This is a genomic window from Streptomyces sp. NPDC014623 (assembly GCF_043088245.1).
Classification (GTDB): Bacteria; Actinomycetota; Actinomycetes; order Streptomycetales; family Streptomycetaceae; genus Streptomyces.
Genome location: NZ_JBIBZU010000016.1, coordinates 159,881 through 174,142, shown reverse-complemented (window position 1 = coordinate 174,142; position 14,262 = coordinate 159,881). Strand labels below are relative to the sequence as shown.

At 71.3% G+C, this 14,262-nt stretch carries 7 protein-coding genes; 2 read left to right on the top strand and 5 right to left on the bottom strand.

Translation table 11 applies throughout. From position 1 onward, the window contains the following. The first annotated feature begins 42 nt into the window (after nucleotides 1-42). Both ACF1FZ_RS24960 and ACF1FZ_RS24955 read left to right on the top strand, forming a co-directional pair. On the top strand, nucleotides 43-7,647 hold the full coding sequence (locus ACF1FZ_RS24960) for a beta-ketoacyl synthase N-terminal-like domain-containing protein (protein WP_391775613.1): 7,605 nt from the start codon (nucleotides 43-45) through the stop codon (nucleotides 7,645-7,647). Between the two features lie 475 nt (nucleotides 7,648-8,122). Next, nucleotides 8,123-8,683, top strand: a complete 561-nt coding sequence (locus tag ACF1FZ_RS24955; RefSeq protein ID WP_391775644.1) for a transglycosylase SLT domain-containing protein — start codon at nucleotides 8,123-8,125, stop codon at nucleotides 8,681-8,683. A 163-nt stretch (nucleotides 8,684-8,846) separates the two neighbouring features. Here the strand turns inward: ACF1FZ_RS24955 and ACF1FZ_RS24950 are convergent, their stop codons facing one another. From ACF1FZ_RS24950 to malX, 5 genes are all read right to left on the bottom strand, one after another. After that, nucleotides 8,847-9,215 carry an STAS domain-containing protein gene (locus ACF1FZ_RS24950; protein ID WP_391775612.1) on the bottom strand — a complete coding sequence of 123 codons (369 nt, stop codon included), beginning with the start codon at nucleotides 9,213-9,215 and terminating at the stop codon, nucleotides 8,847-8,849. Nucleotides 9,216-9,298: 83 nt separating this feature from the next. Further along, nucleotides 9,299-9,790, bottom strand: coding sequence for an ATP-binding protein (locus ACF1FZ_RS24945; protein ID WP_391775611.1), 492 nt, complete (start codon nucleotides 9,788-9,790; stop codon nucleotides 9,299-9,301). 223 nt (nucleotides 9,791-10,013) lie between these two features. Further along, nucleotides 10,014-10,436, bottom strand: coding sequence for a VOC family protein (locus tag ACF1FZ_RS24940; protein WP_391775610.1), 423 nt, complete (start codon nucleotides 10,434-10,436; stop codon nucleotides 10,014-10,016). A gap of 709 nt (nucleotides 10,437-11,145) precedes the next feature. Continuing rightward, nucleotides 11,146-12,345, bottom strand: coding sequence for a MalY/PatB family protein (locus ACF1FZ_RS24935; protein ID WP_391775609.1), 1,200 nt, complete (start codon nucleotides 12,343-12,345; stop codon nucleotides 11,146-11,148). Nucleotide 12,346: 1 nt separating this feature from the next. Next, entirely contained in the window at nucleotides 12,347-13,963 is a 1,617-nt protein-coding gene (gene malX / locus ACF1FZ_RS24930; RefSeq protein ID WP_391775608.1) for a maltose/glucose-specific PTS transporter subunit IIBC, read from the bottom strand. Nucleotides 13,964-14,262 lie beyond the last annotated feature (299 nt).

The window sequence follows — 14,262 nt, the reverse complement described above, 5'->3', positions numbered from 1 at the left end:
CGTGTCACTCGGATTCGTCCGTGTTCGTGAAATGAGACCGGTATGGGCTTCGACCCGATCGCCATCGTCGGGCGGGGATGTGTCCTGCCCGACGCGCTCGACCCCGATGCCTTCTGGGACAACGTCGCCGCACGCAGGTGCAGCCTGACACCGGTCCCGGACGGCCGATGGCGACTGCCGCACCGATGGGCCATGGGGACCGCCGGCGATCACCTCGACCGCACGTGGAACGACGTCGGCGGCTACGTCCGCGACTTCGGTGGGGTGTTCGATCCGACCGGGTTCCACGTCACCCCTGAGGAGATCCTCGGCCTGGACCAGTTGTTCCACTGGGTGCTGTACGGCGCGCGGCAGGCGCTGCGGGAGGCCGGACAGGAGGGGCCGTCGCCCCGTGCCGGTCTGGTGCTGGGAAACCTGTCCTACCCCACGAGCACGGGAATGGCCTTCGCCGAGCACGTGTGGCTGTCCGAGGGCGCGCCCTCCCTGCTGGCGGCCGCACCGCACAGGCCCGACGCACGTAACCGCTTCTCCTCGGGGCTCCCGGCGCACTTCGCGGCCAGGGCGCTCGGGCTGGGCGCCGGGGCGTTCGCGCTGGACGCCGCCTGCGCCTCGTCCCTGTACGCGGTCAAACTGGCCTGCGACCGCCTGCACGACGGGACGGCGGACGTCATGGTGGCGGGAGCGGTCAACCGGGCCGACAACCTGTTCCTGCACGTGGGGTTCTGCGGTCTGTCCGCAGTGAGCCGTACCGGTCGTAGCCGTCCCTTCCACCGGGACGCCGACGGGCTCCTCCCCGGCGAGGGCGCCGGGTTCGTCGCGTTGATGCGCCTGCGTGACGCCGTCGCGCAGGGTGCGCCCGTCCTGGGGGTCGTCCGGGGCATCGGGCTGTCCAACGACGGGCGCGGCAGAGGGCTCCTCAGCCCTGCCCAGGAGGGGCAGGAGCGGGCGATGCGACTGGCGTACCGCATGGCGGGCGTCGCCCCGCGGAGCGTCTCGCTCGTGGAGTGCCACGCGACGGGAACCCCCGTCGGGGACGTGGAGGAGGTCCGCAGCATGGCCCGGATCTTCGAGGACAGCACCGATGTGCCCATCGGCTCTGTGAAGTCCAACGTCGGACACCTGCTGGCCTCGGCCGGAGTGGGAGGACTGCTCAAGGTGCTCGGCGCGATGCGGACGGGCATCCGTCCTGCCACACTCGCCGCCGAGGAACCGCTGACCGAACTGCACGGCACCCGGCTGCGGGTGCTGAGTGAGTCCGAGCAGTGGCCGGGTCTCCGCCGGGCGGCGGTCAGCGCCTTCGGATTCGGGGGCACCAACGCCCATCTGATCGTCGATGCCTGGGACGGTACGGGCAGGACCACGGCAGCGGTCTCCGGAGCGCCGCGCCCGCCACGCCCGCCGAGCGCGCCGCTGGCAATCGTGGCGGTGGCCGCCCGGGCCGGTGGAGGAGCAGGCACCGAGGACTTTCGCCGCGCGGTACTCGACGGCAGCCGGAGCGGCCCCGCGGTGGGGATCGACGTGGCCCTGCCGGGCCTCTGCTTCCCGCCGGTGACGATCGGACAGACGCTGCCCCAGCAGGTCCTGATGCTCGAAGCCGCACGCGAAGCAGCGCGTGACATCACCCTGCCGCGAGACCGGACCATGGTCGTCGTCGGGTCCGGCGTGGACACGCAGAACGCCCGTGCCACCGCACGCTGGCGGTCCCCGTCCTGGCTGGAAGCGGCCGGGAAACCCACCGGTGCGGGGCAGGCCGCACGTGTCCAGGACGCCTTCTGCGCACCCATGGAAGCGGGCCGGGTCGTGGGCACCCTGCCCAACCTCGTGGCCAACCGGATCAACACCCAGCTCGACCTGGGGGGACCCGGCTACACCGTTTCGGCCGAGGAGGCCTCCGGCCCGGTCGCGCTGGACCTCGCGGCCCGCGCGATCCGAGCCGGGGAAGCCGACGCCGCGCTCGTCGGCGCCGTCGATCTTTCCTGCGAACCGGTCCACACGGCCGCCCTGCACGAGCTGGGGCGGGAGACCACCACCGGGGACGGCGCCGTCGCGGTCGTCCTCAAACGTCTCGCCGACGCCCGCCGGGACGGCGACACCGTCTTCGCCCTTCTGGACGACGAAGCCACCGGTGAGCCGGACGTGGTCATCGGAGACGGCGCGGACGCCGTCTTCGACCCGGCCGGACTGTTCGGCAGGGCTCACGCGGCCCACGGGCTGCTGTCGGTGGCGACCGCGGTGACCGCCCTGCGGCACCGCGCGGTGCCGCAACCAGGAGGCCCGGCCGCCGCCGTTCCGGGGCTGCGCACCGCGCACGTGGTGGTATCAGCACTGGGGGCACCTCCGCTGCGGATGCAGCTACGGGCCGCCGACCCCGGACCCTGGGCGCCCGGCCCGGCGCCACGCCTGCACGTGTACTCCGGACGTGACCGTCGGGAAGTCCTGGCCGCGATGGAGTCGGGGGTCGAGTCCCGCGAAGGACCCGCCAGGCTGGCCTTCGTGTCCGACGGCGACCCGCGGACGCATCCGGACGCCGTCCGCCGTCGGCTGGCCGAGGGCGGGGCCGGACAGCCCGGAGTGGTGTACCGCGCAGCGCCGGTGGACGGCGAGGTCGCCTTCGTCTTCACCAACGGGTCGGCTGCGTACCCGGGCATGGGACGCGAGGTGCAGTTGGCCCTGCCCGCACTCGGCGACGCGGTCGCGGCCACCCACGGGAAGGCCGTCCAGCGGCCGGCCGCCGGGGGCGCGCAGCCGGTGCTCGACCAGATCTGGGGGGCCGCCCAGCTGGCCGCGCTCCACGTCGAACTGACCCGGGGCCTTCTCGGGCTGCGACCGGACGCCGCCATCGGCTACTCCTCCGGGGAGTCGGCGGCCCTGGTCACCCTCGGAGCCTGGCGGGACGCGGAGGCCCTGCACCGGGACACCCGGGAGAGCGGCCTGTTCACCAGCGAACTCACCGGCGAGCTGCGGGGTGTGCGCCGCGTCTGGAAAGAACTCGGCGTGGAGGGGGACCGGTGGTCGAGTTACCTGGTCACAGCACCCCTCGACCGGGTCCGCAGGGAACTGGCGGACGAACGCGCGGTCCATCTCATGGCGATCAACGCCCCCGGCGTGTGTGTGGTCGGCGGCGAGGCGCGGGCGTGCGCCGCCGTCATCGCGCGGCTGGGGGCCGCTCACGCGATTCCGGTCGACTACGACCTGGCCGCCCACGCCCCCGAGCTGTCCGGGATCCGCGACCGGTGGTGGGATCTGCACCACCGGCCCACCAGCGCCGTGCCGGGCGTGCGGTTCTACAGCGGGGCGACCACGCACTGGTACGCCCCGACGGCCGGGCGTGCTGCCGACGCCGTCACGGCGCAGGGCATGGGGACGATCGACTTCGCGGGCACGGTCGAGCGGGCGTGGGCCGACGGAGTACGTGTATTCGTCGAGCACGGGCCACGCGGCCTGTGCACGGGATGGATCAAGCGGATCCTGGACGGCCGCGAGCATGTGGCGGTCGCGCTCGACGCCCAGGACAGGGGGCTGCGCCAGCTGTACCTGGCCGTGGCGGAGCTCGCCGCCGCCGGCGTACCCGTCCGTGCCGAGGCACTCCTCGAGCGACTTCGAGCTGCCGCGGCGCCCCAGGCCGACGGCGTCCCCACCTTCACAGTTCCCGCCCACGGGGAGATCACATTGCCGTCACTCGAACCATCCGCCGTGATCATGCCCAGGGCCCCCCTGCTGGCGCCGGTCCCGGACTGCCGGACCACCGAGCCCGCCGTCACCGGCCCTCCTCCCGCCGCCGAACCGCAGGCGACGGACATGCGCACGCTGATCGTGCGGCAGACCAGCCGTGTGATCGCGCTGCACCAGGAAGTCCTCGCCCACCAGCTGCACCTGCACCAGAGGTTCCTGGGGGCCAGGGCCGCACTCGCCACCGCGCTCGCACGGGCGGCGGACGGGGCCGCCCCGCCGGCCCCGTCCGGTCCGGACGCGCATCCGGCCGTTCCGCCCGCTCCCGTCACCGCCGGGGCCGGGCGGTCCGGTCCCGCGCCGGTGACGGTGTTCGACCGGTCGCAGCTGGAACACCTCGCCTCTCATCCGGTCTCCGCCCTGCTCGGGCCCAGGTTCGCCGCGCAGGACGCGTACGAGCTGCAGACCAGGATGCCCGGGCCGCCGATGCTGCTCGCCGACCGGGTCACCGGCATCGACGCCGTCCCCGCCGCCCTGGCCGAACTCGGTGAGGAACACGCCACCGGCACGATCCGGACCGAGACCGACGTCCGCCTCGACAGCTGGTACCTCGACCCGGCCGGGCGCATGCCGGCCGGCCTCATGATCGAGGCGGGTCAGGCGGACCTGCTGCTGATCAGCTGGCTCGGGATCGATCTGCTCAACCGGGGCGAACGGGTCTACCGGCTGCTCGGCTGCGAACTGACCTATCACGGCAGTCCGCCCAGGGCGGGGGAGACGCTGCGGTACGAGATCCACATCGACAGGCACGCCCGGCACGACGGCATCCGCCTGTTCTTCTTCCACTACGACTGCTACGTCGGCGGCGAACTCCGGCTGAGTGTCCGGGACGGGCAGGCGGGCTTCTTCACGAAGGCCGAACTCGACGACACGGACGGTGTGCGCTGGGACCCCGCCTCCTGCTCACCGGCCGCCGACGTCCCGCACGACGCCCCGGCCGTGCACTGCCCCCGGCCGGCCTTCACCGCTGAACAGGTCCTGGCCTTCGCGGCCGGCCGGCCGGCGGACTGTTTCGGTCCCGGCTGGGACATCACCCGGTCACACGTACGCTCTCCCCGCCCGGACGGCGGCCGGCTGCTGCTCCTGCACGAGGTCACCGAGTTCGACCCGGCCGGAGGACCGTGGGGCCGCGGTTACCTCCGCGCGGAGACGCCTGTCTCACCGGACGACTGGTTCTTCGAGGGGCACTTCAGGAACGACCCGTGCATGCCCGGGACACTGATGCTCCAGGCCGGTCTGCAGGCGATGGCCTTCCACCTGGCCGCTCTGGGCTTCACCGTGGCCAGGGACGGGTGGCGTTTCGAGCCGGCCGCCGGGCAGCCCTGCACCGCCCGGTGCCGTGGACAGGTCACCCCCGACAGCCGGCGGATCGTGTACGAGGTGTTCGTGCGCGGCGTCTCGGCCGGCCCCGAGCCGACGCTGTACGCCGACATCCTGGGCACCGTCGACGGGGTCAAGGCCTTCCACGGTCAGGAAGCCACACTCCGGCTGGTGCCGGACTGGCCCCTGGAGCACTGGCGGCAGCTCGGCGGACGCACGGAGCAGACCAGCGGGAGCCCGGTGCCGCTCGCCCGTCTCGGCGGGCTCATCGGCCACAGCGAGTCCGAGCCGGTGACGCAGTCCGACGGTTTCGTGTTCGACTACCCGTCGTTGCTGGCGTGTGCGTGGGGGAAGCCGAGTGCGGCGTTCGGCGTCCAGGCGCAGGAATTCGACGGCACGCGCAGGATCGCACGGCTGCCCGGACCGCCGTACCACTTCATGACCCGCATCGTCTCCGTGGACGGTCCGCAGCGCGCCATGCGCCAGGGCAGCCGGGTGGTCGCCGAGTACGACGTACCCGGCCAGGTCTGGTACTTCGAGCAGAACGGTGACCGGACCATGCCGTTCGCCGTGCTCATGGAGATCGCCCTGCAACCGTGCGGGTGGCTGGCCGTCCACGCGGGCTGCCCCTCGGCCACCGGCGTCGATCTGCTCTTCCGCAACCTCGACGGGAGCGGGACGGTCACCGGCGAGATCACGCCGGCCACCCGGACCGTGCGTACCGAGGCCGAACTGACCTCGGTCTCGCGGACCGGTGAGATGATCATCGTGTCGTTCTCGGTCAGGTGCTCGGCCGACGGTGAAGAGGTCTTCGCCCTCTCCACGGTCTTCGGGTTCTTTCCGCCCTCGGCCTTCGAGCATCAGGCCGGGCTTCCCGTCCCGGAGAGGGACAGGGCCGCGCTGGAGGCACCCGGTGAGCGCGTGGTCGACCTGACGACGAGGCCTGCCCGGTACTTCGCCGGCGCGGCCGCCCTGCCCGGTCCGATGCTGCTGATGATCGACAGGATCACCGGTTACTGGCCGGACGGCGGCAGCGCGGGGCTGGGGCGGCTCCGGTCGGAGAAGGACGTCGACGCGGGAGAGTGGTTCTTCAAGGCCCACTTCTTCCAGGACCCGGTGCAGCCGGGTTCACTCGGCATCGAGGCCATGTGCCAGCTGGTCCGGTTCTACCTGATCGAGCGAGGCCTCACCGCAGGGGTTCCCCGTCCCGCGTTCGAGCCCGTCATGCCCGGCCACGAGATCACCTGGAAGTACCGGGGCCAGATCACCCCGCACCATCGCCTCATCAGGATCGATCTGGAGATCCTGGAGGCCGCGGAGGACACGCGTGGGCCCTACGCGGTTGCCGAAGCCCGTCTCTGGGGCGATGACACCTGCCTCTACCACGTCCGCGGACTCGGTGTCCGCGTCGTGTCCGGAGACGTTCTCTCCGGCGTGGCGGAGAAGACGCTCGATCCCGCCGTCGACACCTGGACGGGTGACCACTGCCCGACGTTCACGGTCCCCGCGCTGCCCATGATGTCGGTCGTCGACCAACTCGCCCAGGCCGCGGCGGACCACACCGGCAGCCAGGTGGCCGCCGTGCGCGACGTCGACCTCCGGCACTGGATTCCGCTCGCCGGACCGGTCCGGCTGAGGACGGAGGTGGCGTCCACCGAGGCAGGGCTGGAAGTGAAGCTGCTGACGTGGCGTGAGGCGACGACGCCCTCGCTGTCCCGGTTCGAGGTGGCAGCCAGTGGCACCGTGCTGGTGGGTGACCGGCCCGGCCGCCCCGAGCGCTTCGCCCCGCTGCCGGACGCCGTGGCGCAGCCGGACCCGTACGCTTCGGCCGAGCTGTTCCACGGACCCGCGTTCCAGTACCTGACGTCGTTGGCCATCGGGGCGGCCGGCTCCTCCGGAGTGGCAGACCTCACCCGTGGCACGGTGCCGAAGGGCTGCCTCAACCAGGGACTCATGGACACGCTCCTCCATGTGATCCCGTCCCACAGTCCGTGGCGGTGGTCCCGCGAGGTCGGCCGGGGCGTGGTCGGCTACCCCGTCAAGGTGGAACGGCTCGAGCTGTTCGAGGCGCCGCCGGAGGCCGGTGAGGCCGAGATCGAGGCCCGGTTCGACGGCTTCGTACCCCAGGGGGCGAGCCCGTGGCCCATGTCGGCGATCGACGTCCAGCTGTGTGTGGGCGGGCGGGTCGTTGCCGAACTGCGGATGATCAACGTCCTGCTGCCTGTCGGCCCGCTCTCCTCCGCCTCGCCGGCCGAGCGCCGGGATTTCCTCGTCCGGCGCCGTGTCGTCCCAGGAGTGGGCTTGGGCAGGGACGTCGGGGGGACGACGGAACTCCTCGCCGAGGAGGTCGACGAAGTGGACTGGCTCAGGGGCACCGTCGCGAGGGCCGTGGGCCTGCCGCCCGGCTCCAGGGGCAGGGACCACCTGGAGGTCATCGCAGTGAAGGACCATGTCGGCCGGCTGGCCGGCGTGCATCCGTGCACGGTGCAGGTGAGCGAGGATCTGCGGTCCGCCCGTACCGCTTCGGGCGGGGTCCACGCCGTCCAGGTGGCCCGCAGCGGAGACAAGGTCACGGTCCGCTCCGTCGGCGAGCAGTGACCGGAAGACCGGACCGCGTCCCCGGCCCGGGCATGGGAGAGACGTGCCCGGGCGCCTCGGTGTACCCGCTGTCAGGCGGCGGTACGTGCTTGACGTGCTGACCGTGCCGGTGACGATCGGTCCGGTCACGTCGGGCGTGGTCCCGCACCCTCCCGCGGACGGCTGCGGACCGGGCCGGAGCCGGCATGCGACTGTGAGCCGGCCCATAGGCCGCAGATCACATACGAGGCGCGGCAGTAGGGGGCGGCACGGGAGCTCGCGGTGGTGGAGCGCACCGTTCGGTCTCTCGGCGGCTTCCTGCGTAGGCGTGTAGTAATGCCGGTCGTTGCCCTCGTCCCGGCGTGCCGCTCACCATGGCCGGAGCCCACGGGAGCTGGGGCTCCGGACCGGTCGGGCGCCGTGTTCCGCCCTCACGCGCCCCCGTCCGCAGCCGGCCCCCGTGGCGTCCCTGACACCAGCGCGAGGAGAGTGTTTTATCCGTACGTCCACCCGGTCCACGACCTCCGCGGCCCGTGCCGCCCGGATCCACAGCTTCGCGGTTTCCGGATTGTGCGCCGTCGGAGCCGCAGCAGCGGCCCTGGCTCTCGCGCCGTCCCCCGCGCAGGCCGCCGAGCCGGCCTCGCACAGCGCCTCGGTGACGGCCGGAGTCCCGGCAGCCGGAGTCTCCGCGCAGGCGGACGCCCTCGCGGAGAAGGCCGACAAGGCGGCGGCCGACCCGGACAACCTGGACGGCTGGATCCGAGAGGCCCTCGAGGTCATGGATACCAAGGGAATCCCGGGCACCTACGAGGGTCTGCACCGCAACATCATGCGTGAGTCCGGCGGCGACCCCGAGGCGGCCAACGGCTGGGACGTCAACGCGCAGAACGGCACGCCCTCCAAGGGCCTCCTGCAGGTGATCCAGCCGACGTTCGACGCCTACCACGTCTCCGGCACCCCGCAGGACCTGACCGACCCGGTCGCCAACATCGCTGCGGCGGCCAACTACGCCGCCGACAAGTACGGCTCCATCGACAACGTCGACTCCGCCTACTGAGCACCTGCGGCACCACGGCACGGCGGCACACCCGAAGGGGGGTGCGGCCGTGCCGTACCGCGTGGGCGCCTCCCACGGACTGCCATTGCGCCGTCATGGGTGCACCACGGCAGAGATCCTGTCCGCGTCCCCGGCCGGGGACGCGGACAGGATCTCTGCCGTGTCAAGCCGTGCGTGCTTCTTCCACGGTCGGTCTGACGGTCAGGACCCGGTCGGCGCCCGTGATCCGCATCAGCTGCAGGAGAGCCGGGCCCGGGGCCGCGATCCTGAACGCGGTGGCCTGGTGCATGCGCAGGAGGAGGGTCAGGGCGGTGGAGTCCGCGAAGGTGATCGCACCGGCGTCCAGGATCACCGAAGGATGCGAAGCGGCACCCGCTTCCAGAGCTCCCTGAAGCACGGGCACCGTATCCATGTCGAGCTCACCGGCCGCGACGACGACCCAGGCACCCTCGATCGGGTACCGGTCCACGATCACGGGGCGGACCGAGACCTCGGGCTGGGTGGATTTTTTGTGATCGTCGTGTGTGGACATCCCTGCAGTATGCACGTGTAGGGGAGCACTTCCTTCACGGGGTGCTCACATCTCCGCTCCGCGGCGGACGAGTCACGAGGGCATCACCAGGGAGTGGGGCCGGCCGGATCCCCGTGAGGGCCTTCGAGCAGCGAGATCTGCACGCGGACGCGTTTTCCCACAGGCTCACGTCGTACCTCGAAGCTCTGGCAGACCGCGAGAACGATCTCCAGGCCGTGCTGCCCGGCGCGAGTGGGGTCGGCCTGCAGGGCGGCGGGGAGCACGGAGCCCGAGTCCCACATGGTGATGCCCAGCATGTCACCGTCCACTTCGAGATCCAGCAGACAGGGGCCCGGGGCGTACTTGCAGACGTTCGTGGCCAGCTCGCTCACCACCAGTTGCGCGATGTCCAGGGTCCGCGAAGGCACCTCCAGACCGTGCGTGGACCGAGCATCGGACAGGAACTGCCGTACGAAGCCGCGAGCGCGGGCGATCTCACCCGACGTCATGTCGTAAGCAGCGCTGTCCGTCAGAACACCCGGGCCGGAAACCCGCCTGTCCCGTTCCGTCCCGCAGTCCGTCGTCAGCCGTTCCATCGCACATCCCCCGTCCACTCAGCCGCACCACGCAGCCGGCACATCGCCCCGTCTACCCGCCCCCACACGTTTCAGACCGGACAGAAGCGAGAAATCGAATCCGGCTCCTCACCGGTGCGGCGAGACGTGCGGGCCCGGTGGACCCGCACGGGCAGGCGGCCGCCCCCCGGCGCCTCGCCCCGGGCAGGTGCCCGGGGCGGTCCGGCACAGCCACCCCGCTACGTCAGCCGTCGTACGGCACCGCCACGTCCAGGACCCAGACGACGCCGAAGCGGTCCTTGAGCATGCCGTAGAGCGGCGCCCACCGCGCGGGCTCCAGCGGTTGCACCACGGTCGCGCCCACGGACAGCTCGGACCACAGAGCGGTCACCTCGTCCACGTCGTCACCGCGAACGGAGACGAAGACGGCGTTCTCGCCGGGGTTCCACGGCATCCGGGAGGGCACGTCGCAGGCCATGACGCGGAAGCCGTTGTCCGCGACGACCTGACCCCACATCACCCAGTCCGCCTCATCCGGATTCTGCACGTTGCCCGCGTCCTTGTAGGTGACGGCAACCACGTTGCCGCCGAAGACGCAGTGGTAGAAGTCGAGCGCTGCGCGGGCATCGCCACGCAGGTTCAGGTGGGTCGTGGTGGTGACGGACATGATGACTCCTGGCTTTCGGTCGACTCGGAAGAGGGCGCCGGACGAGGTCGTGTCACCCACGGTGATCGTGTTTCCGCGGGTCCGGTCGACGCCGAGGGCCCACACTTCCACCGGTGGAGGACAGGTGCGGTCCTCTGCTCCACAACCGCTTCCCGGTCCGCCCGATCACCTCAGGGGCGGCCTCACGGCACAGGCAGGCCACGCAGACCGGCACCGTGCGGCCGACAGCGGTGGGGCCGGTGTCGGCCGCACCACGGTGCACGGATGCGCATGTGCCTCTCCTCGTTCCGCGGGGCCGCCTTTCCCGCACCACTCCCCGGCAAGGAGGCTCTGCCCATCGGAACCGGGCGGCGTCCCCCACGGACGTGGAGAAGGCCGGTCTGGGCGAACTGGCTGCCGAACTGCCGTTCGTCCTCGGCTGACCGTCCGGCCCGGGCGGCCGAGGGCCGCCGCCGCGCACCGCCCGGCCCGCGCGCTGCTCCAGGGATCGGTGCCCCGCGAGTCGCCGGCCGTGCGGCTCACCGGACCAGGGGTGTCCGAGTGCGGCGTTCCGTCGACGAAGAAGCGCACCGACGGTGCGCGCGCGAAGAAGAGGGCGGCGCGCCGCCCGGCTCCTGTCCGTCCGCGCGGCGAGCACGCGGACGTGCGGCCCGCCCAGCCCGCCGCACGGGCAGGCCCGCAGGGGGCAGGGCCTGCCCGCCTGCTCCGCTCATGCGAGCCGGAGCAGCGCGCGCACCAGTGCATCGACCCCCGCTTCCGCCTTGGACCGGGGGCATCCCACGTTGAGCCGCACCCACCCCGGAGAGCCGTAAGCCGCCCCCGGCATGATGGCCACCTTCTCCACCTCGACGAGTTCGCGCTGCAGCGTGCCGTCGTCGACGCCGAGCTCCCGCAGGTCGATCCAGGCGAGGTACCCCGCCTGTGGGGGCGCCCATCCGAGCTGCGGGAACTCCTTGTGGAGGCGGTCCGCGACCATCGCGAGGTTGGCCGCGAGGTACGCGCGCAAGGAGTCCAGCCAGGACGCCCCTTCCCTGTACGCGGCGATGTGCCCGACGAGCGACAGCACCGCGGGGGAGGAGAGACCGTCCGCCTCCTTGAGCTGACGCAGGTAGGCGGCGCGCGACTCGGGATCACCGATGATCCCGTAACTCCCGGTCAGAGCCGGTATGTTGAACGACTTGGATGCCGAGGTGATCACGGCCCACCTCCCCTCGCCGCAGAGTCCGGCCCACGGGCGGTGCACATGCGGGGCGTGCGCCAGGTCGGAGTGGATCTCGTCGCTGATGACGGCCACGCCGTGCCGTGCGCACAGCCTCGCCATCCGGTCCAGGTCGTCCGCGGACCAGACCCTCCCCGTCGGGTTGTGCGGCGAGCACAGCAACAGCACCGCCGTGTCGGGCAGCGCCAGGAGCCGTTCCAGCTCCGCCCAGTCGTCGAGCGGGCACTCGCGGAGCCGCCGCCCGTGTGCCGCCACGGTCTTCGGGAACGCGTCGTACATGGGGGTATGGGAGACCACACCGTCACCGGGGCGCGACCACAGCCGGAGCAGCTGCGACAACTGGTAGACGACGGAGGGGGCGTAGACGATCTGTTCGGGGTCGAGGGCCGTCGCGTGCCGCGTCGCGTACCAGTGGACGATCGCGGAGAGGAAGTCGTCCTGTCGCCACCGCGAGTAACCGAGCACGCCGTGGTCCAGACGGCCGCGGAGGGCGGCCAGGACCTCCGGCGCGGTCTCGAAATCCATGTCGGAAATCGTGAAGGGCAGCAGACCGGGCACGCCGAAGCGGTCCTCGACGTAGTCCCACTGCGTGCACCAGGTGCCGTGCCGGTCCACCGGGATGCCGAAGCCGTACGGGTCCTGCGCGGCTCCACGGGGCCGGCCGGAGGAGGCGGAGTGAGGGGGAGTCATCTCAGCCCACCGGGAGCATGGCGGCGATTGCGTCCTTCACCGACTGCACCTGCGGCCCGATGACGACCTGCACGTTGTGGCTGTCGAGCTTGACCACGCCTACGGCGCCGAGCTTCTTCAGCCGTACCTCGTCGACCTGTCCGGCGTCCTGCACCGTCATGCGCAGACGAGTGATGCAGTTGTCGAGGGACCGGATGTTGCCGGCACCGCCGATCGCGTCGAGGATGGCGACGGCGTCGTACTTCCCCGCCACCAGCTCACGCGCAGGCTTCTCCGCCCGGCCGGGAGTGGCGTCCTCACCGTGGTCACCGCCCTCGTCGTCCGGCTCCGGGTCCTCCTCACGGCCGGGAGTCCGGAGGTCGAAGCGAGTGATCGCCCAGCGGAACAGGAAGTAGTACACGGCGAACCACACAGCCGCGATCACCGGCACCAGGTACCACTTGGTCGTCGAACCCTGCAGGACGCCGAAGACCAGCCAGTCGATGACGTTGCCGTCGGTGTTCCCGATGAAGACCCCGAGCACGGCCGCGGTGAGGAAGCCGAGGCCCACCAGGACCGCGTGAACGGCGTAGAGCCACGGTGCGACGAACAGGAACAGGAACTCCAGCGGCTCCGTTATACCGCCGACGACACAGGCCACCACGCCGGACACCAGCAGGGCCTTGATCTCCGGGCGCATCTTCTTCTTCGCGCAGTGGTACATCGCGAGGGCCGCACCCGGGAGGCCGCCCAGATAGGCCGCCATCTTGCCCTGGGAGAGGAAGTGCGTCGCGTCCGTGACGGCGGCATTCGGCGCGCCCGCACACTCCAGGTGCGCGTAGAACATGCTCAGGGCCCCGGAGACGTCGTCCCCGCACACGGTCCCCGAACCGCCGACGTCGGTGAACCGGAACATGGCGACGAGGATGTGGTGCAGCCCGATCGGTCGCAGCAGCACCTCTCCCATGCCGAAGAAGAACGGTCCGAAGACACCGGTGTGCCCGATTCCGCGGCCGACGGCGGTGATCCAGCCGTTGAAGACCGGCCACACCAGGGGGATGAGCAGGCCAAGGGCACTGAGGACGAGAGCGGAGACGATCGGGACGAAGCGCAGACCGCCGAAGAAGGCCAGCGCGTCGGGCATCCGCTGGGTACGAAAGCGCTGGTGGAGAAGGCTGACAACGATGCCAACAGCCACGGCTCCGAGCAGTCCCGTATCGATCGACTGCACTCCGAGCACATCGGCTGTGCCGTAGTGCTTGATCGCTTCCTCGTCCTCGAAGTCGACGCCCTTCGCGGTGAGGTAGAAGTTCACCGCGAGATTCATGGCGGCGAAGCCGACGAAGCCCGAGAACGCGGCCACCCCCTTGTCCTCGCGGGCGAGACCGAGCGGAATCGCCATCGCGAAGAGGACGGGCAGGAAGGTGAAGGCGACCAGGCCCGTGTTGGCCATCCAGGTGAAGACGAGGTGGAAGCCCTCGGCCTTCAGGAAGGGGAGGTTGTCGCTGACGGCCTCGCTGGAGAGTGAGGAACCGATGCCCAGCATGATGCCGCAGAACGCGAGCAGAGCCACCGGGAGCATGAACGTCTTGCCGAGCCCCTGGAGGAATTCCCAGAGTGCGGTCTTGGTCTTCTGCATGTGTACGGAACTTTCGAGCCTGGGGGGACGGACCCGGGCGCTCGCCGTGGCGATGCGGGGACCCACGGGTGATCGAGCGGCGTAAGACATGGTGCGGGGTTCGGTCCACCCGTGTGCGCGGCATACCCGGGGGTCGCCCGGTGAGCAGCACCGGACAGAGCCGTTCCGCCGCACGGATCACATCACAGCAGGTCGGCGGCTGTCCATGGAGGTCGGAGTGCCGATCCGGTTCGGAGCGCAGGAGGCGACGCGCGGAGTGAACGAGCTGTCGCACGCCGTGACGTACGCCACTCACTCGC